This window comes from Xanthomonas sp. NCPPB 3761, assembly GCF_041475705.2.
GTDB classification, from domain to species: Bacteria; Pseudomonadota; Gammaproteobacteria; order Xanthomonadales; family Xanthomonadaceae; genus Xanthomonas; species Xanthomonas phaseoli.
Genome location: NZ_CM191262.1, coordinates 704,361 through 725,990 on the forward strand (window position 1 = coordinate 704,361; position 21,630 = coordinate 725,990).

12 protein-coding genes, 1 other RNA gene and 1 pseudogene are annotated in these 21,630 nt (G+C 63.6%); 7 read left to right on the forward strand and 7 right to left on the reverse strand.

The window, feature by feature from the left end; all coding sequences use genetic code 11:
• Positions 1-7 precede the first annotated feature (7 nt).
• Entirely contained in the window at positions 8-760 is a 753-nt protein-coding gene (locus ACCQ00_RS03130) for a CorA family divalent cation transporter (protein WP_372354062.1), read from the forward strand.
• 202 nt (positions 761-962) lie between these two features.
• Here the strand turns inward: ACCQ00_RS03130 and ACCQ00_RS03135 are convergent, their stop codons facing one another.
• The 4 genes from ACCQ00_RS03135 to ACCQ00_RS03150 all read right to left on the reverse strand — a co-directional run bounded on the left by ACCQ00_RS03135 (position 963) and on the right by ACCQ00_RS03150 (position 4,957).
• Positions 963-1,658 (reverse strand): AIM24 family protein, encoded by a 696-nt coding sequence (locus ACCQ00_RS03135; protein WP_017155499.1) that lies wholly within the window; start codon positions 1,656-1,658, stop codon positions 963-965.
• 83 nt (positions 1,659-1,741) lie between these two features.
• Positions 1,742-1,817: non-coding RNA, sX9 sRNA (locus ACCQ00_RS03140), on the reverse strand.
• A 422-nt stretch (positions 1,818-2,239) separates the two neighbouring features.
• The gene (gene treA / locus ACCQ00_RS03145) at positions 2,240-3,913 is read right to left on the reverse strand and encodes an alpha,alpha-trehalase TreA (protein WP_039567572.1); all 1,674 of its coding nucleotides are present in this window, start codon (positions 3,911-3,913) and stop codon (positions 2,240-2,242) included.
• A gap of 273 nt (positions 3,914-4,186) precedes the next feature.
• On the reverse strand, positions 4,187-4,957 hold the full coding sequence (locus ACCQ00_RS03150; protein ID WP_039567575.1) for a DUF72 domain-containing protein: 771 nt from the start codon (positions 4,955-4,957) through the stop codon (positions 4,187-4,189).
• A gap of 104 nt (positions 4,958-5,061) precedes the next feature.
• Here ACCQ00_RS03150 and ACCQ00_RS03155 point away from each other — a divergent pair, with 104 nt between their 5' ends.
• Complete coding sequence (locus ACCQ00_RS03155; RefSeq protein ID WP_039567577.1) at positions 5,062-5,814, forward strand: DNA-formamidopyrimidine glycosylase family protein; 753 nt, start codon at positions 5,062-5,064, stop codon at positions 5,812-5,814.
• Positions 5,815-6,430: 616 nt separating this feature from the next.
• Positions 6,431-7,336, forward strand: a complete 906-nt coding sequence (locus tag ACCQ00_RS03160) for a hypothetical protein (protein WP_181000119.1) — start codon at positions 6,431-6,433, stop codon at positions 7,334-7,336.
• A 356-nt stretch (positions 7,337-7,692) separates the two neighbouring features.
• On the opposite strand, the gene ACCQ00_RS03165 is transcribed toward ACCQ00_RS03160, so the two are convergent.
• Together ACCQ00_RS03165 and ACCQ00_RS03170 are read right to left on the reverse strand one after the other, a co-directional pair.
• The gene (locus ACCQ00_RS03165; protein WP_039567583.1) at positions 7,693-8,622 is read right to left on the reverse strand and encodes a GAF domain-containing protein; all 930 of its coding nucleotides are present in this window, start codon (positions 8,620-8,622) and stop codon (positions 7,693-7,695) included.
• Between the two features lie 566 nt (positions 8,623-9,188).
• Entirely contained in the window at positions 9,189-12,068 is a 2,880-nt protein-coding gene (locus ACCQ00_RS03170) for a M16 family metallopeptidase (protein ID WP_039583357.1), read from the reverse strand.
• 180 nt (positions 12,069-12,248) lie between these two features.
• Between ACCQ00_RS03170 and ACCQ00_RS03175 the strand changes: the two are divergent.
• The 4 genes and pseudogenes from ACCQ00_RS03175 to ACCQ00_RS03190 all read left to right on the forward strand — a co-directional run bounded on the left by ACCQ00_RS03175 (position 12,249) and on the right by ACCQ00_RS03190 (position 19,879).
• A pseudogene (locus ACCQ00_RS03175) lies at positions 12,249-14,967 on the forward strand (PAS domain S-box protein).
• Positions 14,968-15,146: 179 nt separating this feature from the next.
• Positions 15,147-16,244 (forward strand): IS5 family transposase, encoded by a 1,098-nt coding sequence (locus ACCQ00_RS03180; protein ID WP_039583358.1) that lies wholly within the window; start codon positions 15,147-15,149, stop codon positions 16,242-16,244.
• Positions 16,241-16,387, forward strand: a complete 147-nt coding sequence (locus ACCQ00_RS03185) for a hypothetical protein (RefSeq protein ID WP_158526406.1) — start codon at positions 16,241-16,243, stop codon at positions 16,385-16,387. The genes ACCQ00_RS03180 and ACCQ00_RS03185 overlap by 4 nt, the downstream gene beginning before the upstream one ends.
• A 201-nt stretch (positions 16,388-16,588) precedes the next feature.
• Complete coding sequence (locus ACCQ00_RS03190) at positions 16,589-19,879, forward strand: ATP-binding protein (protein ID WP_039583360.1); 3,291 nt, start codon at positions 16,589-16,591, stop codon at positions 19,877-19,879.
• 26 nt (positions 19,880-19,905) lie between these two features.
• Here ACCQ00_RS03190 and ACCQ00_RS03195 read toward each other — a convergent pair whose 3' ends face one another.
• Positions 19,906-20,544, reverse strand: a complete 639-nt coding sequence (locus ACCQ00_RS03195; RefSeq protein ID WP_039567596.1) for a response regulator — start codon at positions 20,542-20,544, stop codon at positions 19,906-19,908.
• Between the last annotated feature and the right edge of the window lie 1,086 nt (positions 20,545-21,630).

Consider the following 21,630-nt stretch of genomic DNA (forward strand, 5'->3'; position numbering starts at 1 on the left):
TAGCCGGGTGCGTCGCCAGGGCGATGTGTTGTTTCTCAATGTGCCGCGTTTCCAGGACGAGGACGGCCCCACCGCGCCGTTGGGATTTGCGCTGTCGCCCACCATGCTGGTGACCTTGCGCGAGCAGCGCATCGGCTCGTTGGAGGCGCTGACGACGCGGCTGGAACACGAACCCTGCCACAGCTCGGACGACTTGCTGCTACGCATGTTTGACCAGCTGGTTGGGCGCCTGGCAGACCGGCTCGAGGCACTGGAAGCGGCAGTCACCGAAACCACGCGGCAAGTGTTCGACAGCCCGCACAAGACCAAGGACCTGGAGCGCATGTTGTACCAGGTCGGCGACATGGGCCGACAGCTTGGCGGCCTGCACAACGCCGGGCAAGGCATGCTGCGCCTGGTCACCTATCTGGATGGCGCCGCCCCGGACTGGTTCGGGGCCGATGCAGCCAAACGCATCACCCTGCTGCACAAGGACCTGACCACCTTGAGCGAATTCCAGCAGCACATGGACGATCGCATCGAGTTCCTGCTCGACAGCGTGCTGGGCATGATCAACATGGACCAGAACAACGTGATGAAGGTGATGGCGGTGGCGTCGGTCGTCGGCATCCCGCCCACCGTGTTGGTCGGCATCTGGGGCATGAACTTCTCCTACATGCCCGAACTCAAGGGGCACGACCACTACTTCTGGGCGCTGGGCATCATCGCGCTGAGCGTGGTGGTACCGCTGGCGTGGTTTCGCAAGCGTGGCTGGGTGTGATGCATCAGCGCCCGTAAACCGTGGGAGCGCTGCTGGGCGCGCTATGGCGTTATCGGGAAGGCGCTCGCGCCCGGGTGCGCTCCTGCGGGATGCACTGGGCTGCGCAGCCTCGCTGCGCACCGCGTCGTGACGTGAAAACTGCCCGGTTGCATCGCGTGCAACCGGGCCGTGCGCATTGGTTACTGCCGTCGGGCGGCCTGGATCAGCCCTTGGCCTGGAAGCTGGCTTCTTCGTAAGGCTGCACCACCACCCAGCCTTCGCCGGCAAAACGCATCTGCAGGCTTTCACCCGAGCCGCGGCCGAATAGCGTGCCGATCGAGACGTCGGCGACCAGCTCCGGCGTCAGCGTGCCGGACCAGGCGACGGTGGCATTGGGGTCGGTGAACACCGGGCCGCTGGCGGCGGTGACCGGCAAGGTCAGCGGCTCGTAGTGCGAGGTGATCGCCACGATGCCGTGGCCACTCAGGCGCACGTTGAATAGCCCGCCCGAGAGCATGCCGGCCACTTTGCGCATCATGGTGATCTTGTGTTCGACGCCCGATTCGAACGCCAGCACATCGTTGCCGTTGACGAAGATCGCCTCGCCGTTCAAGCGCAGCAGCGTGACCATCTTGCCGACATCGGCCAGATACACGCGGCCCTGGCCTTCGGCCTTCATCAACTGCATGCCTTCGCCGCTGACGGCTTTTTTCAGCAGGTTGCCCAGGCCCTGTTCCAGCAGTCCCTCGCGGGTGAACTTGACGTTGCCGGTGCGCGCCACCATGGCGCCGGCCTTGGACCACACCATGCCGTTCAGGCGCACTTCCAGCAGATGCGGGTTTTCCAGTTCGAACGGATCGGGGCTGACGTCCTTTTCCTTGGAATGGGCGAGAAATTCATTGAGCGTGCGTACGGCCATGGGTCCGTCCTGGAGTGAAAGAGTGCGCATGATACGCGGCCGTCTGCGATGCAGTCGCGGGCAGGCACCGCGAGCCTAAGAGCGGCTAACAAAACGTCGCGAGCAGTTCTCAGGTGGGTGCGGACGGCGCACAGGATCCGGAGTGTACGAGTGCTACATGCCGATTCCGAGCACCGGCCGCGCCCGCCTGGCGGGTGCGCAGTCGTTTGGTTAGCTGCTCTAGGTGCTGCGTATCAGCACACGCGATGACAGCGGCAATCTGGCGATCGGCAAACGCGCTCGACGCATGCGGACGCACCAGGCGCGGATCGAAGCGCTGCGCTCCACGCGGCGTACACCCGCAGAACGCGTCGCCAGTGCGCAGGATCGCCATGGTGGCCCGTCTGCCACGGCTCGTGCGGGCAATGCCTCATTGCGCGCCTGCTCGCGTCGTGTCGCCAGCAAAGGCAGAGCGCGTCATATCGCCGCGACGGCGGTGCTGCGCATCGAAAACGTGCGCCGTCCGACGCCCCACGTCCGACACCCGACGGCAATGATCCGACCCTGCCGCTGCCACGCACTGCGCAGCAGCGGCACCGTCCTCAGCGCGCGGCGGCCTCGGGCTTGCGCACGCGCTTGGCAGGTGCGGCGTTGGCATCCTTGCCCGGATACAGGTTCAGCAGCATCAAGGTGACGCCGTTGGTCCAGCCGAAGCCGTCCTGCAAGGCGTATTCGCCGCCGCCGCCGCCGGCCGCATCGGTTTCCAGGCCGTACTTTTCGACCAGCTTGTGCTCGCGTGCGAACAACGCCTGCACCTGGGCGAGGAAACGCTCGCCGATGGTGCGTGCCAGCGCATCTTCGCCGTAGCGGCGCAGGCCGTCCACGGCCACCCATTGCAGCGGTGCCCAGCCGTTGGGTTCGTCCCATTGCTGGCCGGTCTTCACTGCGGTGGTGGCCAGGCCGCCCGGGCGCAGCAGTGTCTTGCGCACGGTGCTGGCGGTGCGCTTGGCATGATCGTCCGAGGCCAGGCCGGCGAACAGCGGGTACAGCGCGGCGGCGGTGACCTGGTTGCTCAGCGTGCGCGTCTGCCAGTCGTAGTCGGCGTAGTAGCCGGCGGCATTCCACAGATGCGCGTCGATGGCCTGCTTGCGCTGCTGTGCGAGTGCGGCGTAGTCGCGCGTGCAGTCTGCGCCCGGTTGCGCACAGGCCTGGGCCAGCGTGCGCTCCAGGTGGTAGAGCAGGCTGTTGAGGTCGATCGGGATGATGGCGGTGGTGCGGATGGTGCGCAGGTTCTGGCCGTCGGCCAGCCAGCGGCTGGTGTAGTCCCAGCCGCTCTCTGCACCGGCACGCAGGTCGCGGTAGACCTCGGCGGCCGGGCGGTCTTTCACCTCGGCAGCCGTGCGGGTGTCGTGCAGCCAGGCTTCCGGGCGTGGGGTGTCGCGCTCGTCCCAATAGCGGTTGAGCACGCTGCCATCTTCCAGGCGCACCACGTGGCGCGCGGCCTGGCCGGGCTGCAGGTCATCGCTGCCCTGCATCCAGTAGGCGTATTCCTTCTGCAACTGTGGCAGGTAGCGCTGATACACCGCCTCGCCTTCCACGCCGGCCTGCAGCTCTACCATGTAGGAGAAGAACGGCGGCTGCGAGCGGCTGAGGTAGTAGGTGCGGTTGCCGTTGGGAATATGCCCGTAGGTGTCGATCAGGTAGGCGAAGTTGTCCAGCATCTGGCGGCTGAGCGTGGTTTCGCCGCTCTTCACCAGGCCCAGCATGGTGAAGTAGGAATCCCAGTAATACACCTCGCGGAAGCGTCCGCCCGGCACCACGTACGGGTGCGGCAGCGCCAGCAGGCTGCTGTGCGGCGGCACGCGGTTCTGGCTGCGCACCAGCTTGGGCCACAGCAGGTCGATGTGCTCGCGCAGCGCGGTGTCCTGGCGGATCGCATCGGTCTGCACCGGCGGCGATTCCTCGAAATTGGCATCCACGAACTTACGCAGGTCGAAGCCGGGGTGATCGTGCTGCGCCAGATAGTCGGCGTTGATCAGCGCCGGGTCGCGCAGCGGCAGGAAGTCGACAAAGTGCTTCTGGTCATCGAACAGCTCACCGCGCTGCACGGCCTGGAACAGTTCCGGGTAGGCCAGGTCGGGCGTGGGCGGCGTGGGCGCCGGCGCATTGACGACCGGAGGCTCCAGCGGCGCGGCGGTCAGCGTGCCCGGCGCAACAAACATGCTCAGCGACAGGCCAAGCAGCGACGTGCAGCACGGGGGCGCGGCAGAACTCATGACATCTCCAGAACGGGCAGTGGCGTAGGGCATGGTAAACGACCGATGTGGCGGGCGGGACCGAGCGAGGTGCCGGCACGCCGACAGGCTTCGCACCGGGACGACTGGATTCAGCAAGCTGATCGGCGTGGTGCCGCAACGTGCGTCGATCCACGCATATCGGCGCGGCACTCAGGCAGCTTGAATGGTGGTGCGCCGGCGTCCCTGCAGCCTGGCCGTTGCAAGATGCGCGCCACTGGCGTGCCGGAAGACCGCCACCTGCCCGCGTTTGCGTTAGCGCTCGTTCTTGAGCAGGCGCTGCAATTCCAGCGCATTGGAGGTGGCGCACCCGGCTGCGGTGTTGTCGAAGATCACCCAGCGTTCGGGCGGTGGCTGCGTACTGCCCGGGTGGCTGGCGCGCACCGCCGCGGCCAGCGCCTGCAGTGCGGTGTGCGGGTAACTGCTGTAGTAGATGCGCGGGGCGCCATGCCAGCGCCAATACAGCGGTGCAGCAGTCGGGCTCGGCAGCGAGGCTGCGGGCACTGGCGCCGGGTCGGCGGCGCAGCGTGCAATGCGATGGCGCGCCAGCAGCGCCTGCGCAGGTGCGGCGAACCAGCTGGCGTGGCGCGGTTCGCAGACCACGCCGCCGTCCCAGCGCCGGCGCAGCATCGCGAAAAACCGCGCGGCCACCGCGGCATCGAAGGCCGCGCTGGGCGGCAGTTGCAGCAGCAGGCAGCCCAGTCGTGTTCCTAGCGCGCCGGCCTGCGCCAGGAAGGCATCCAGCAGCGGGCCGGTGCCGTGCAGGCGCGCGTCGTGGCTGATGCTGCGCGGCAGTTTGACCGAAAAACGAAAATCCTCCGGTACGCTGTCGGCCCATCGCGCATAGGTGCTGGCGCGGTGCGGGCGATAGAACGAAGAGTTGATTTCCACCGCGTCAAAACGCGTGGCGTAGCGCTGCAATACGCTGGCGCCTTGGTCGAACTGTGCGCGGTCGGCGGCAGGAATCGACCAGCCTGCGCAACCACAACGCACACGTGCAATGGCAGCGGATGGACGAGCTGGCATGGCAGGCAAGCCGAGGGTGGCAGCACTCTATGCATGCGCGTGCGTCAGGATGCCGTGTGCATCGCGCTCACGGGCGACTCACGCAGCGCTTCGATACTGGGCGCATGCCAGAAGGTCCCTCACTTGTCATCCTGCGCGAAGACACCCAAGCGTTTGTCGGTCGCAAGATCGTGCGCGTGTCCGGCAACAGCAAGCAGGACATCGCGCGGCTGGACCAGCAAAACGTGCTGGCACTGCGCAGCTGGGGCAAGCACTTTTTGATCGAATTTGCGCATTTCAGCGTGCGCATCCATTTCCTGCTGTTCGGCAGCTACCGCATCAACGAAGACAAGCCCAACGCGGTGCCGCGCTTGTGCCTGGAATTTTCCAAAGGCCAGCGGCTGAACTTCTACGCGTGCTCGGTGCAGTTCATCGAGCGTCCGCTGGACGAGATCTACGACTGGACGGCGGACGTGATGAACCCGCTCTGGGACCCCGCGCAGGCGCGCCGCAAATTACGCGCCGCCCCGGCATTGCTGGCGGCCGATGCGCTGCTCGACCAGACCATCTTTGCCGGCGTGGGCAACATCATCAAGAACGAAGTGCTGTATCGCATCCGCGTGCATCCGGAAAGCACCATGGGCGCGTTGCCGGTGCGCAAGCTCGGCGAACTGGTCACCCAGGCACGCGACTACAGTTTCGACTTCTACACCTGGAAAAAAGCCTTCGTGCTGAAGAAGCATTATCAGGTGCACACCAAGACCAGTTGCCCGCGCGACGGCGCACCGCTGCAGTACCGCAAGCACCTGGGCAAGGCCGGACGTCGCGCGTTTTTCTGCGAGGTCTGCCAGCGCCTGTACCGCGCCGACCAGGCCTGATGGGCGCCGTGCCGTGGCTCGGGAAGTGCTGGTCGGATCGGCGAGTGCCTGCTGATGGACTGCGGTCTGAGGGATTGCGGTCACCAAGCAGCAGTCCGTGCGCGCCGAGCTATGTGCGCCTGTCGTTGGCCTGCCAGTGATCGGATGGCGATGCGTCTTCGGTGAGCGTGCTGGCTTGACGGTGCATCAGCGTTCGAGGATGTGCATGGCGGTGTCGGATCTCGCGCGGGGTAGGCCGTTTTCGCGGCACTGGCGCTTGGCCTGCGTATCGCATGGCCGACGATTCGCTTTCCAGCTTCGCGGATGCTGTCGTCGAATCCGTTCACCGGCGCGCCCTCTGTTCGGCCCGTGGCGCACTGACGATTCGCTTGCGCCAACCTGCGGCGCAATGTGAATGGCGGCTGGCCCTTCCCAGCCAAACAACGAATTACAAACGCGCGCCGTCGCGCCGCCCGCTAGATTTGCGCGTCGCATACCAGGGTTCGCTGTGTGCGGCGTCGGCACTCTCATCTCATCGGTCTCCCGCATTGTGATTACCCGCAGGAAGGAAGCGCTTGTCCCGCATGTCGCCGCTGTCGCATGCACGGGCGCCATCCTGTTCTTTCTTGCCTGCCTGTTGCTGTACATGCCGCCGCCACGCGAAACCCCGCAACACGACGACACGTTGCAGGTGTATTTCGTACCGCGGCCGCAACAGACGCCGCCGACACCGCAGCAACCGCCGCAGGAGCCCGAGCGCAAGCCGCGGGTTGCCTCGGCCGCGCGTGCGGCGCCGCCGGTCACGCACACGCCGCCACCGCCGCGGCCGCCAGCCGCCGCCACTGCGCCTGTCAGCGATTCGATGGCGGCCCAGCTGTATACCCGCGACGGGCGCCTGCGCATGGCGCAGGTGGACCCGATGGCGCAGACCGGCAGCGCGGTGCCACCGGGGATGGCCGACGAACGTGCGCAGGCCAAGGCACGCAAGATCATGGAGCGGGTCAACCCGGTGCAGTACCAGCAAACCCGCTTCGCCAAGGACTGGAAGAGCGATGGCACCTTGGGCGATGTGGCGGTGCAGGAAATGAATCGCGGCATGAAGAAGTTCAACGACATGCTCAACGGGCCGCAGACCCAGGTCGCCAAGGCGCGTCCGCCGCCGGACGTGCGCTTCAATCCCGCGCTCGCCGGCAATCAGGGCGAGATGGGCAGCGAGGCGACGGGCGATGCCTATAAGTCAGCGCCGATTGCGCATGAAACCCTGCCCGACCTCAAGGGGGAAGCCAGCCGTCGCATCCGCGAGGCACTGGCGGCGCTGGAACAGCGCAGTGCGCGTTGCGACGCCTCCAGGCGCACATCGCTGTTGTCGCCGGTACGCACGCACCTGTCGGACCTGGAACGCGCCGAGCACGCCTTGAACAACGGCGCCGATCCGGTGATGGCCGCACAGATGCTGCCGCGTCAGGCCGACAGCGCCTACGACCTGGCCCGCCGCGCGCTGTGGTACGCCGATCGCCAGTTGAAGCAGTGCGCGCTGGGGTGAAAGGTGGGCTTGTGCTGCGGTGCAGACGCAGCTGGGATGCGGCAGTGTCATCGCGAGATGCGAAACTCAGTACCGCCTTATCGTTACCCCAACCCCCGTTCCACGCCCCGGCTCGCGCCTGCAGCGCGGCCGCTCCAAGGCACGCGCACGCCAGTGGCCTGCAAGCGATGCGTTTACGCCCCGCCGGGCGAGGGGCTTACATCGCTTCCGCCTTGCTTTGCAGTTCAAACCAAGCGGCGAGGATGAATTCACCGCGGAACAACTGACCGCGGGCGCTTCGCTTCAAACCCCGTCTTCTAGCGGAGAGGGATTGGGATGAGGGTACGTCTGCGAAGCAGCAGATCGATTCGCAGGCCTCAGGCCAGGCTCTGCCGGTAACGGTCCTTCTCTGCGCTCAGCGCGACTTCGGCGCGCAGAAATACCTGGCCGATCGGCTCGTCCGGGCGTGTGGATTGTGCCTGGCCCAACAAGACGGTCAGGCCCAACGCATGTTGTTGCTGGGCGATCTCGCGCAGGCTTTGCAAGGTGCGCTCGGCGTCGGGTCCGCGCAGCACGGCGATGAATTCCGCACTGTCGGTGACACGGTCGATGCTGTTGCCTGGCCCCTGTACCAGTGCCGCCAGGGCCTGGTCGAGCTGCTGCAGGTTGCGCCCGAGCAAACGTTCGCTCTGGCGTTCGGCCAGTGCGGCCAATTCCTGTACTTCCAGAATCACCAGGTGATAGCCGGTGTCGGCGACGGCCTGGCTGGCAACCGGGGCGACCGGCTGCAGGATGGCGTCGCGTTCGAGTTGCAGCTCGCGCTTGCGCTCGTCGAGCAGCCGCATGGCCACCCGTGCAAGCGCCTGCAGGCCGGTGCGCTGCAGCTCGGTGAGCGTGCGTGGCTCGGTGTCGAGCACGCAGACCGTGCCCAGTGCCACACCGTCGGAGGTGACCAGCGGCATGCCGGCATAGAACCGCGCGCCGGTGTCGCCGGTGACCACCGAAATATCGGCAAATCGAGTGTCCTTGCGCAGGTCCGGCACTTCCATCAGTTGCTCGGGGCTGCGGATGGCGTGGTCGCACACTGCCTGGCTCCGTTCGGTCTGCTGCAGGCCCAGACCCAGCTGCGCCTTGAACCATTGGCGGTCGCGGTCCACCAGCGACATCAGCGCGATGGGTGTGTCGCACAGCGACGCGGCAACCTGCACGACGTCTTGATAGGTGTCCTCCGGCAGGCTGTCGACGATGCGATAGCCATCCAGGACCTGTTGGCGAGAGGCTTCGTCAGCTACGGGCATGTCTTTCATCGAATCAGCCAGGCAAGCGCGAACGCGAAAGCGGCAAGCATACCGGCAGCGCCGGTAATGCGGCGTGGATGCCGCCCTGCAGACCGTGCAAGGTGAGACGCCAGCGCCGCATGCCGGCAGCGACCGCATGGGTCGTGCTTGCGAGGCGATCAGGCAGGGGATCGGGCAGGGCCACGATGGCGAACGACAGGCGAGGTGTTCAACATGCGCTGCGTGTAACGCACACTGGCGAATGCGCCTGGACCATCTGCACCACACATTGCATGGTGCCAGCGGTGTCCACCCGGCAGTTGCGCGCCAGGGTCATCGCTATTTCAACACGACGCGCACGAGCACGCCCTGCTGTGTCCTTGCTGCTGTCGAGCACGCCTGCAGGCAACGATCACAGTGCAGCAGGTGCATATGCGTTGCTGCTGTAGCGCCGCAGCTACGCGGGGGAATACTGCGGTGGCGACGCGCATTCCGGGCAGCGACTGACGCGCCGAACCACCACACGCCGCATCAGACATGACGCTGCCACACCGGCCACGCTGCGTGCAGCAGCGCAGCCGGTGTGGCAGGTGCGATCAGCGCTTGACCGGCTTGCCGTCCACGTCCAGCACCTGCACGTCACCCAGCTTGAGCGCACGCACGGGAGCTTCGATCTTCTTCAGGTCGCCGACGATCACCCAGGTCATCGCCTCCGGCTTGATGATTTCCTTGATGGCCTTCTGCGCGGCCGGCTGGTCGATCGCTTCCAGGCCCGGCTTGAGCGTCTGCACGTAGTCGTCGGGGCGGTCGAACTGCACGATGCCCTCGATCGCCCCGAGCACCGCGCCGGTGGTTTCGAAGCTGCCGGGCAGGGCGCGGATGCGCTGGTTCTTGATCTTCTCGATCTCGTCGGTGGTCAGCGGCTTGTCGCCGATGATGGCGGTGGCTTCCTTGAAGATCTCGTTGGCCGATTCGGCGGTCTTGTCGGTCTGCACCGGTGCCGAGAACAGGTAGGGCCGCTGGCCCTGCGCATCCATCATGCGGGTGCCGGCGCCGTAGGCCCAGCGCTTGTTCTCGCGCAGGTTCATGTTCAGGCGCGAGGTGAAGGTGCCGCCGAAGGCGCCGTTGGCCACACCAATGGCCAGGTTGTCCGGCGCCTTGGTGGACGGAGCCAGCAAGCCGGCCAGGATCACCGATTGCGGCGCATCCGGGCGGTTGATCAGGTACACGCGCGGCTTGGGCTGGGCGGCGACGTTGGCCAGGTTCTTCTTCGGCAACGCCGTGGTCGGGACCTTCCAGTCGCCGAAGGTGGCATCGAGTTGGGGAATGATCTGCGCCAGCGTGGTGTCGCCGGCCACCAGGATGCGCAGGTTGTCCGGACGTAGCCACTGGCTGTGGAAATTCTGCAGATCCTGCGCGTTGAGGCTCTTGATCGCCGCCTCGGTGCCGCTACCGGTGAGCGGGATGCCGTACGGGTGCTGGTTGCCGAACAGCAACGGCGGCAGCGCCCGCAGCGCCAGGCTGTTGGGCTGGGTCTTTTCCTGCGCGATACCGGACAGCCACTGGCCGCGGACGCGTTCGATGTCGGCAGCCTTGAAGGCCGGATTGCGCACGATGTCGGAGAACAGCTGCAGCGAGGGCTGCAGCTGGTCGTTGAGCGCGTCCAGCGAGGCGCTGCAGCTGTCCAGATCGCAGCCGACCGCCGTGATCGCACCCAGGCGCTGGCGGCGCTGCGCCACTTCCACCGAGTCCAGCGCGGTGGTGCTTTCGTTCATCAGCGCGGCACTGAAGCTGGCGGTGCCGAGCTTGTGGCCCTGGTCGGCGGCGTAGCCGGCGTCGAACAGCAACTCCACCTGGGTGACCGGGATGGTGTGGCGCTCGGCCAGGATCACCTCGATGCCGTTCTTCAACTTGCCGCGCTGCAGCGTCGGAAAGCTCAGGTCCGGGAATCGATCGGTCTGCGGCGCGCCCTTGCTGCGGTCCAGCGTGGAGGCGGTGACCTTGAACGTGCCCGCGGCCGGCAGCTTGGGCGCCGGCTTGCCGGGTTCTTCGCCACGTGCCACCACCGCCTTGTCTTCGGCGGCCGGGTCGAAGTCCTTGCCGGCCGGCAGCACGGTCAGCAGGTAATCGCCCTTGCCGAACCAGGTGGCCGAGGCCCGCTTGACGCTGTCGGCGGTGGCGGCCTGGGCGCGCTGCAGATCCTTCTTGTAGGCGCCCGGGTCGCCGCGATAGACCTGGCCCTCAGCCAGGATCACCGCCTTGCCGGTGAAGCCGCCGACCTTTTCCAGCCCGCGCACGAAGCCGGCGCGGTAGGCCACCTGCGCGCGCTGCAGTTCGTCGGCGGTGGGACCCTGGGCGATGAACTTCTTGAGTTCTTCGTCGATGATCGCCTCGACCTTGGCCGGGTCCACGCCGTCTTTCACGTCGGCCTGGATCTGCATCTGGCTGGACAGCGCGAACGGCTGCACCGAGGCGGAGACGTCGTCCACCAGGTTGTCCTGGTAGACCAGGCGCTGGTACAGCCGCGAGGTCTTGCCGCCGCCGAGCACGGTGGTTGCCAGATCCAGCTGGATGAGGTCGTCGGTGCCCAGCTGCGGTGCAACCCAGGTGCGGTAGATGCGCGGCTGCGAGACATGGTCGTGCTGCACGCCGCGCTTTTGTGTTGCCAGCGGGGTCACCCACGGCTGCTGGCGCGCCACCGGTTTGCCGGACGGGATATCGCCGAAGTACTGCAAGGCCTTGGCGCGCGCCTGCGCCACGGTGATGTCGCCGGCCAGCACCAGGGTGGTGTTGGCGGCGCCGTAATTGTCGTTGAACCACTGTTTGACGTCGGCCAGCGAGGCCGCGTCCAGATCTTCCATCGAGCCGATGGTGTCGTGCTGGTAGGGGTGGTTGGCCGGGAACAGGTTGGACAGGTTGTTCTGGTCCACGCGGCCATACGGGCGGTTCTCGCCCTGGCGCTTTTCGTTCTGCACCACGCCGCGCTGGGTATCGAGTTCCTGCTGGCCGATCGCGCCGAGCAGGTGGCCCATGCGGTCCGATTCCAGCCACAGCGCGGTATCGAGCGCGGTGGTCGGCACGGTTTCGAAATAGTTGGTGCGGTCGAACCAGGTGGTGCCGTTCATGTCGGTGGTGCCGACCTTTTCCAGCGGCGCGAAGAAGCTGCCCTTGTTGTTTTCCGAGCCGGAGAACATCAGGTGCTCGAACAGGTGTGCAAAGCCGGTCTTGCCGGCCGGCTCGTCGCCGGAGCCGATGTGGTACCAGATGCTCACCGCCACCACCGGCGCCTTGTGGTCTTCGTGCACCACCACGGTCAGGCCGTTGGGGAGGGTGAAGAGGGTATAGGCGATATCGGGAATGGCGCTGCTGGCCGCGCTCTTGGACAGGCTGGCCGGGGCGGCCGCGACGGCGGGGGCAACGGTACCGGTGGCGACACCGAGCACACCGGCGATCAACAGGGACAGCGGACGCAGCATGTGACACTCCAGAACAGGGCAATCGGCCGAGGGTAGTGGCTGCCCGGCGAGGCCGCAAATGCTGTTCGGCAGGGTGGCAACGCCGGCGAAGCTGGCATCGCTGCACTGGGCACAAGGGCAGGGTGGGTCTACGCCGCCCTCCAATTGGCGTCTGCACCCCCGGGTGCAGCAGCGACCCCGCTGCACCGCAATGCCGGCCGGTCCGCACAAACGAACGCGGCCGCGGGCGCTTAAGTTGGCGATCGCCTCGCCGTTACCTGGTGCGACCTACCTTGACCCGATGCTACCCGCCGACCACGCCATGACTGCCCCGTTGCCGCCCGTGCCGATCCCCGCCAACGACGCCCAGCGCGTGGACGCGGTGCGCCGGCTGGAGGTGCTCGATACCGAAGCCGAAGCCGAGTTTGACGACATCGCCTGGCTGGCCGCGCACGTGACCGGCGCCCCGATGGCGCTGGTGTCGCTGCTCGACGCCAACCGGCAATGGTTCAAGGCGCGCTGCGGTACCGACCTGGAAGGCACGCCGCGCAGCGTGTCGTTCTGCTCGCACACGGTGATGGGCACCGAGCTGATGGAAGTGCCCGATGCCGAGGCTGACCCGCGTTTCGTCAACAACCCGCTGGTGACCAACGCGCCCGGCGTGCGCTCGTATGCGGGCGTGCCGCTGATCGGCCGCGAAGGCTATGCCTACGGCACCCTGTGCACGCTCAGCACCCGATCGCGCGTGCTCGACGACCAGCAGAAGCAGGCGCTGATCCGGCTGGCGCGACAGGCGGTCAGCCAGCTCGAAGCCCGTCGCGATCGGCTGGCCGCACAGGCACAGCGGAAAACCCTGAGCATGCTGCTGGAAGCCATGCCCGATGGCGTGGTGGCCTGCGGCACCGATGGCCTGCTGCGCGAGTTCAATCACGCCGCGCGGCAATGGCACGGCGCCGACCCGCGCGTGCTGCCACCGGCGCAATGGGCGCAGCACTTCGATCTGTATACCGCCGACGGCAATACGCTGTTGCCCACCGACGCCATTCCGCTGCTGCGCGCCTGGCGCGGCGAGCATGTGCGCAATGCCGAACTGGTGATCCGCGCCAATGGCCAACCGGCGCGCAGCGTGCTGTGCAATGCGGACCCGGTGGTGGGCGACAAGGGCACCGCGCTGGGCGCGGTCTGCGTGATGCATGACATCACCCAGCTCAAGGACGCCTCGGCGGCGTTGTCGGCCGAGCGCGCACGGTTGCAGGCGCTGGTGGACGCCTCGCAGGACGTGGCGATCATCGCCTTCGATCCGCAGGGCCGGATCGAGCTGTTCAATCCCGGTGCCGAACAGTTGCTGGGCTATACGGCCGAAGAGGTCCTGGGCAGCGGCCCGGCACGCTTCCATCTGCAGGCCGAACTCGAACGCCATATGGCGACCTTGGCGCTGTCGCCCCCGTCGTACGTGAAGTTGGCCGCGGCTGCGGCCGGCGACATGCTGCGCGAGGAGCTGTGGACCCTGGTGCGCAAGGACGGCGAACTGCGCCGCGTGCGCCTGTGTTTCAACATCATCCACGATGCACAGCAAGGGTTGGCCGGCTACCTGGCCATGGCCATCGACGTCACCGCCGAGCTGCAGGCGCAGGCCGCCGCGCAATTGGCGGCAGAACGGTTCGCCGGTGCCTTCGAAACCGCGCCGCAGGGCATGGCCATCGTGTCGCTGGAAGGCGCCTGGCGCGACGTCAATCCGTCGCTGTGCAGCATCCTGGGCTACCCACGCGAGCAGCTGCTGCGCACCACCTTCCAGCAGATCACCTATCCGGAGGATCTGGATATGGACCTGAAGCTGGTGCAGGAATTGATCGACGGCAAACGCGACAGCTACAGCCTGGCCAAGCGCTACATCAGCCAGCAGGGCGCGGTGATCTGGGCGCAGTTGTCGGTGTCGCTGGTGCGCGACGGCAGCGGCGCGCCGGTGCATTTTGTTTCGCAGATCCAGGACGTCACCGAGCGCCATGTCGCCGCCGAGCGCCTGGCGGAAAGCGAAGCGCGGCTGCGGGCCATCAGCGATGCCACGCCGGCGCTGGTCAGTCAGTTCGATGCCAGCCAGCGCTGCCTGTTTGCCAACGAAGCGCACCGCGACTGGCTGGGCGTGGAGCCCGCCAGTCTGGTCGGCATGCCCATCACCCATCTGCTCGGCGCAGCGCTCAGCGTTCCCGCCCGCACCGCGCTGGCACAGGTGGCGGCCGGACAACGCGCCAGCTTCGAACATGTGCTGCGGATCGGCAGCACGCCGCGCGATGTGGAGATCACCCTGGTGCCGGAAACCCGCCGTTCGCGTGCGGGCATGCAAGGCTTCTTCCTGATGGCGCAGGACGTCACCGCGCACAAGACGCTGCACCGCCTGATGCACGAACGCGCCACCCGCGATGCGCTGACCGGCCTGCCCAACCGCCACGCCTGGACCGAGGCCTTGCAGGCTGCGGTGGTGCAGGCGAAGCAGTTGCAGCGCACGGTGGCGGTGATGTTCCTGGATCTGGATGGCTTCAAGCGCATCAACGATACCTATGGCCATCGCGCCGGCGACGCAGTGTTGGTGGAGTTCGGCCATTGTCTGCAGCGCGCGGTGGAAGGCCGTTACCTGGTGGCGCGTCTGGCCGGCGATGAATTCGTGGTGCTGCTGGACAATCTGCAGACGCCAGAGGCGGGCTGCGCCACGGTGGCCAAGCGCATCCGTCACGCCGCCGCTGCAGGTGCCATGTTTGGCGAGCAACGGCTACCGATCCAGCCAAGCATCGGCGTGGCCTGGCAGCGCGGCGAACAGGCCGATGCCGCCAGCCTGATGCATGCCGCAGACGAGGCGATGTATGCTGCAAAGAACTCGCCTGGTAAGACGGACGCTACGACGAACGGGCGGGTTAGCACGCGTTGAGTTGTTGGTCCTTCTCCAACGGCCGTTCCGGCAAGCATTGGGTGTTGCTTCTCATCCGTCGAAAGAAGGTGCCCGACGGGCGGGTGGGGGCGCAGCTGCTATGGATTCAGGTCTAGCAGGCTGCGGAAATACCTCTAGCCAGCATAGACTGTTGTCATCCCACCAACTGTAGATCATCAATGCGCGGCGTAGACGTTTTCAGCGAGCAGTTGTTCACGGTGAAGCGGCTGGATGACTTCATCCCGGGCACGCATCCGTTGCGCCCCGTGCGCGAGATGGTCAACGCGGCGTTGAGGCGCCTGGATGGCTTGTTCGAACGCATGTACGAGCCGAGCTACAAAGGAGGCCGCCCGAGCATTGCGCCGGAGAAGCTGGCGCGGGCCATGTTGCTGCAGGTGTTCTACAGCATCCGTTCCGAGTGTCAGTTGATGGAGCAGGTGCAGTACAACCTGCTGTTCCGCTGGTTCATCGGCCTGTCGATGGATGATGCGGTCTGGGTGCCAACGGTGTTCACCAAGAACCGCGAGCGGCTGATCGAGCATGACGTGGTGGTGGCGCTCTTCAACGATGTCGTGGCGATGGCTGACGCCGAAGGTTGGTTGTCGGGCGAACACTTCAGCGTGGACGGAACGCTGATCCAGGCCTGGGCCGGGCACAAGAGCTTTGTGCGTAAGGATGGGGCTGACGATGGAGATGGTGCCGACTTCCGTGGCACCTCGCGCAGCAACGACACGCATGCATCGACCACCGATCCCGACGCACGCCTGTACCGGAAGGGTAAGACAGCCAGCGAACTTCGCTACATGGGCCACACGCTCACGGACAACCGTCATGGCCTGATTGCCAATGCGCGAGTGACGCATGCCGATGGCCACGCCGAACGTGAAGCGGCCAAGGCCATGATCGGCGATGCATGCCAGGCCAACCCGGAAGGCGCACTGACGCTGGGTGCGGACAAGGGCTATGACGCGGCCGAGTTCGTCAAGGCCTTGCAGGAGATGAAGGTTGTCCCGCACATCGCGCAGAACACCAGCAACCGGCGTTCGGCGGTCCCGAACGCCATTGCCGCGAGCGATGGTTATGCGATCTCCCAGAACAAACGCAAACTGATCGAACAGGGCTTCGGCTGGGCCAAACTGATTGGACGCATCCGGCAGGTCATGGTGCGCGGCCTGGACAAGGTGGATCAGATCTTCGTGTTGAACATGACCGCCTACAACCTGGTGCGCATGCGCACCTTGGGACAGTTGCGCCTGCAGAGCGGAAAACCAGCATGAAAGGCAGCAAGATTGCACTGAATTGGACTATCGAGACCCCGAAACGGCTCGGCGACGGTCAATTTTTCACCAACGCATCCAGATCGGCTTTCCTGGACGATCATTTGTCGTTGATCTTCAGTCGTATTTCAGCAGCCTGCTAATGGGCGGGGGGATTACCGGGCACATGCCAAGTGGGGGAGCTTACGGGTCTACATCTGAGGATTCGGGGGAGCGGACAACTATCATGACCTGGGGAGAGGGGGCATCCAATTTGGATAGTGCACAATGACGCGCTATCGCCTCTCGGCTATCCTCAAAGCATGCCGAGCCGCTGCTCGGTGAAGGGTTCTCGGAGGGAAGAGATGCCGGAGCGTTTGCTAGCTAGGACAGAGCAGTATTACAGGCGCATATTGTATGGATCTGCGGCTGCGCTTTCGTTTGCAATTATTATTTCTGCGCTGCTGTTCGGAAGTGGGAGCATTGATCAGTACCGCGATCACCAGATGACTCAGTTTGTCAGGAAGAGTGAGGGCGTCCAGAATGAGGTAGACAAGCTGTCTGCCCGGCTTACTCAATTTGCCAGTCTCTATGAGAGCATATGGAAGCTACGTCAGACTGATGCGGTGCCGCTGCACCGATATGCGCATAGGTTGGTACGCGATGGTGGCGTGGTGGTGACCGATGGCGATCTGACGGCAATTCCTTTTACAGTTGTCAGTTCCTTGAACGGTCCGCAGGGTGAAGCACATCTGGCGATGGCATTGCGTGTGGTGCGAGATCTTTCTGGTGTTCCATCGATTGACGCAAGAAAGGTTGGCGTAACATTGGAAGGCTTCATCTACTCGCAGGACGCGCGATTTCTGGCGTCGTCACCGGTGATGTCGTTATCCGAGATGCAGCAGGCGCGTTCGCAGGGGCCTCGGGCATTCGTTGAGAGTCGCATCGGAGCGTTCGAGCAGCTGCTTGCTTCCATTCCACCAAATCAAGCTCGTCAGCTGCGCCCGCTATGGCTGCCTGCTGATAGTGGGGAGCGGCAAGTGCCGGTTTCCAGGCTCGCTGTACCGATGTACCAAGGCGACAAGCGCGTCCTGACCATGGCCCTGTCGTTACCGGACAAAGAGTTTATGCATTTTTTTCTGGGCCAGAATGGGCCAGACGGTCGATTCTTCCTCCTGAGTAAGGATGCACACCAGAACTTAGGCGATCAGCCGAGCTCGTCAGAAGAGCGTGCACTGCTCGCGCAAATAGATGCCAACCTTGCGATGGTCAAGCGCGCTGGCGCAGTTCCTCGCGCTTTTTACAAGGATGGTGTCTTTTACGTCGTTCAGCGTATTTCTGGCCCTGCGTGGATCGCGGTATCTGCCTACCCCTGGCAAGATTTGTTGCAAGGCCTGCGGAGAGAGTTCATCACCGCTACGCTGATCTGTGTGTTTGCTCTTGGATTCATATGGGCCTCTGCGGTGTACTTCGATCTGCGGATCACCAAGCCGTTATTGGAGAGCGCAGAGCATCTGATCGAAGCGCAGCATTTCAGTAAGGCAATCATCGATACATTGCCGATCGGCATCGGTGTGTACGCACCGGATACTGGATCCGTTCTGCTGGAAAATCCACTTGCACGACACATGCGCGGTGGCAAGAGCCTCGATGATGGATTGCGGTTCTATCGTCACGTCATGCAAGAGCGCTCTGTTGGAATGTCGAAGGGTGTCAGCCATTCCTTTGTCGAAGTGTTATGGACAATGGCTGAAGGCAAGAGTGGCTACATTGGCGTTGCATCCTCACAGACACGCTTCGAAGGTCGCCCGGCGGTATTGTTGGGTTTGGTGGACCTCAATGAGCGCAAAGCCAACGAGCGTTTGCTTGTAGAAGCCAAGCACACTGCCGACGAAGCGAATCGTGCAAAATCGATGTTTCTGGCGATCGTCAGTCATGAGATCCGCACACCGCTGCACGGCGCGATGGGGCATCTCGAATTGCTATCGCGCAGTTTGTTGGGCTACGAGCAGAGGGAGTGGGTTGAAATGATCCAGCGCTCCTTTGATGCTTTGCTTGGCTTGGTCAACGATCTGCTGGATTCTACAAAGCTAGAAGCCAACGCCTTGCAGATCAGTCCGGTGGCGATGTCGCCGAACCAAGTGGTCGAGAGCTGCGCGCGTAGTTTTGAAGCGGCGATCATTCGGTCAGGGGTCGCGTTCTACTGTCTCACCGACCCAGATGCGGATCAGGTGGTGGAAGGTGATGAGCAGCGTCTAACCCAGATTTTGCAAAATTTGCTTGGCAATGCGGCCAAATTTACCGAGAGAGGTTCGATCGCCATTTCATCGCGGCGTATCCGTCAGGAGGAAAGTGAGGTTTGGATACGCTTTGAAGTCAGAGATACCGGTATTGGGATTCCTGCAGCGATGCAATCAGCAATCTTCAAGTCGCTGGCTCAGGCCGACGACAGCATCAGCCGGCGTTATGGCGGCACCGGTCTTGGCTTGTTTCTATGCAGGAATCTGAGTCATTTGATGGGAGGGGAGATCAGCGTGCGCAGCGAACCGGGTGTGGGCAGCGTGTTCCGGGTCGATCTTCCGTTCAAGCCCACCGTGCGCACCGGTGCACAGGCGAGCCCGCTGCACGATGTTTCCGCCCAGGTAGTGTGTGGCGATCCGAGCTCGTACGCAGCGCTTGTGAAGCGCTTGCGGCATTGGGGGGCAACGGTGGTCGAGGGTGAGCCAGTCAATCAGCCGATCGATATCCGGTTGATCGCCCAACCACCCGGTGGCCAATGGCAGGCGCTCAGTGCGATACGCCTCCCGCGCCTGGGTACTGTGTCGGTGACAGTCAAAGGACCATTTGCTCCACGTCTACGCGGTCAGCACGTCGAGGTCAGTTCGATGACCTCGTCGGGACTGCTGGATGCGCTGATCCACCTGACTGGTGGCGTTGTGGTCTCGCCGGAGATGCCGCGTGCGGTGGCCAGCGATGAGTCGATCGGGCTGCAATTGGATATCTTGATTGCAGAAGACGATGCAGTGAATCGAACCCTGATCAAGCATCAGTTGGCCGCGCTCGGCTGCCAGCAGGTACGGATCGCTGTCGATGGCGTGGAGGCTCTGGAGATGTGGCTGGAGCGGCGTGCGGATCTGGTCATCACCGATCTGGGCATGCCAGGTCTGGATGGTGTAGGGCTGCTGCAGAAGCTACGCGAACTGGATCCGGAGGCGCGCGTCGTCGCCACTTCTGCCTCCGCCGCCGCAGAAATACAGGCAGATACCCAGCTGTTTTCCGATCAGTTGCAGAAGCCTGTGCTGCTGAGCGATCTACGCCGCGTGTTGAGGACGACGATGCTTAATCGACCAGATAATACGAAGATCAATGCCTCGCGCGAACCGGGTTCGGATGAACTCGACGTGCTGCTGCACCAAGCCTTCCGCGCCGAATGGGGTAAGGAGCGCGACCAGATTGAACAGGCTTTGTTGGAGCGTGATCGGGACGTGCTGTGTCGCCGGGTCCATCGATTACAAGGTGCGCTGATGGCACTAGGGCTCGATCAACTGGTCGACGAGGTAAAGCTCTTGCAGCGGCAGTGTGTGAAGGGAGACTGGATCACGATTTTCGCAAGTTGCCGGCAACTCATAGGCAACGTGGACACGCGAATCAAATAGCTTGCTGAATGCCTGTCTCAGTGTTGTTAAAATTTCTGCATCAGTGTCGCAAGTTCCGCATCGTTCTTAGCGCCTAGTTTCTTCATCGCAGCAACCTTCTGGTTGCTAATGGTCTTCGGGCTACGGTTGAGGCGCGCCGCGATCTCGATGATCGTTAGCCCTTCTGCGGTCATCCGCGCCACAGAGGCTTCCTTGGGTGAGAGTGTGCCGATGCCGATCGTGCGGCTCTTGCTGTAGCGCGTTGCCAACAAGGCTGCACTCAGGGCCGGTGGGATGTAGAGCGCGCCGGCGGCGACGTCACGCACCGCATTGGCTAGATTGCCAAAGTCCGCACGGCTTTTGCCGATAAAGCCGGCGGCGCCCAGTTCCAGTGCCGCCGATACGATTGCCGGGGACGAGTGTGCGCTCACCACTAGCAGGCGCATCGCCGGTGCCATGCGGCGCAGGCGTTGTAGCAGATGCAATCCATCCGCTTGGGGGTCGCTCTCGAACTCAAAATCGCACAAAAGCACGTCTACCGGTCGTTCCGCAATGTGGTCCAATAGTTGTTCGATCACATCGCAGCTGAAGACAATCTCCAGATCTAGCTGATCTTTAAGCACGCTCGTCACCCCGAGCAGCACGATCGGGTGATCGTCGGCAATACCTACTGTTATTCTGTGCATTTTGTACTGGTTCCAAATTGGTAGGTGTGTTTTTTGGGGACGAGGGGCGGCATACGTCACTGGTTGCCTGTGGTCTGCATCGGCGCGGCTTTAACGTTGGGCATCCGCCCATGTGTAAGTGGCCTATTGCCCATCCCGGAGGATGGGGGTAGTGGTACATACTATGCCATTAGTCATGCGGTGGGTTTGTTGTCGGGATGATTGAACTTGCAATCTTGCCAGATCGGCCATGCTTTTCGGTCTACAGCAGTTCCGGCATCGCCCATCAATCCAGTCCAAAAACGTCTGGGTCGTTCCGCGCAGCAATGCGCGCCAAGCACGGAAATGGTGCTGCCTGTAGGTGCGTAGCGAAAAGCATCTCAAGGGTAGTGCTTTTCAGGGTTTGTATGCTAAATGCCGTGGCCGCCTGGGCGCTGGTGTCCGGATTGGCGGCAGCTATGAAGCGGTAGCTTACGCAGCGTGGTGCTGTTGCGTCCAGACGACGCGGGTCACAGTTCAATAGTTTACAGACCTCACCAGCATCCGACCCGGATCTGTGATGTAGGTAAAAAATTTAAGTTATCGAGGAGCAATGCCGTGAGATTTATGCGTCAGCCGTCAGAGTGGTGGATAGCCGCTGGTCTGACTGCTATTTTAATTTTTGGGTTTGCGTGGATGGTTTGTTTGATCAAGGCCGATGCGCTATTGCATGCTAACAATGAAGAATATTGGCCTAGATCTCTACACAGCGAAGATGCGGCGCCTTGTCCGGCTAAGGTGGCTTTGAATAGCCATTCAATCAAATCCCGCTCAAGAGCTTGAAGTGATTCCATCGCGCGCAAGTGTTGATTTCCGGCATGGGTGGTTGTCGGATCAGGTGAAATCTCACGTTCGCCAATAACTCCACGAGCTATTCGGTGGACTCCCTATTGCGGGTGCTGGCTCGACTGTGAGTGGCGTTGCCTTGGAAATTTTTCCCGATCGTTGCTTCGTGCAATTGGCGTAATGCACGATGGTAGTTGCGACGCCAGTAGTCGCGACGTCGTACGTATGCATTAATAGTTATGATTAGTGAGGCGGTGTCGACTTAATTTCAAGCTATGCAGT

Excerpts from the sequence above, each read along its gene's own strand:
- ACCQ00_RS03185 (WP_158526406.1), top strand. The coding sequence starts at position 16,241 with ATGAAAGGCAGCAAGATTGCACTGAATTGGACTATCGAGACCCCGAAA.
- ACCQ00_RS03180 (WP_039583358.1), top strand. The coding sequence starts at position 15,147 with ATGCGCGGCGTAGACGTTTTCAGCGAGCAGTTGTTCACGGTGAAGCGG.
- ACCQ00_RS03195 (WP_039567596.1), bottom strand. The coding sequence starts at position 20,544 with ATGCACAGAATAACAGTAGGTATTGCCGACGATCACCCGATCGTGCTG.
- ACCQ00_RS03170 (WP_039583357.1), bottom strand. The coding sequence starts at position 12,068 with ATGCTGCGTCCGCTGTCCCTGTTGATCGCCGGTGTGCTCGGTGTCGCC.
- ACCQ00_RS03190 (WP_039583360.1), top strand. The coding sequence starts at position 16,589 with ATGCCGGAGCGTTTGCTAGCTAGGACAGAGCAGTATTACAGGCGCATA.
- ACCQ00_RS03135 (WP_017155499.1), bottom strand. The coding sequence starts at position 1,658 with ATGGCCGTACGCACGCTCAATGAATTTCTCGCCCATTCCAAGGAAAAG.
- treA (WP_039567572.1), bottom strand. The coding sequence starts at position 3,913 with ATGAGTTCTGCCGCGCCCCCGTGCTGCACGTCGCTGCTTGGCCTGTCG.
- ACCQ00_RS03155 (WP_039567577.1), top strand. The coding sequence starts at position 5,062 with ATGCCAGAAGGTCCCTCACTTGTCATCCTGCGCGAAGACACCCAAGCG.
- ACCQ00_RS03165 (WP_039567583.1), bottom strand. The coding sequence starts at position 8,622 with ATGAAAGACATGCCCGTAGCTGACGAAGCCTCTCGCCAACAGGTCCTG.
- ACCQ00_RS03150 (WP_039567575.1), bottom strand. The coding sequence starts at position 4,957 with ATGCCAGCTCGTCCATCCGCTGCCATTGCACGTGTGCGTTGTGGTTGC.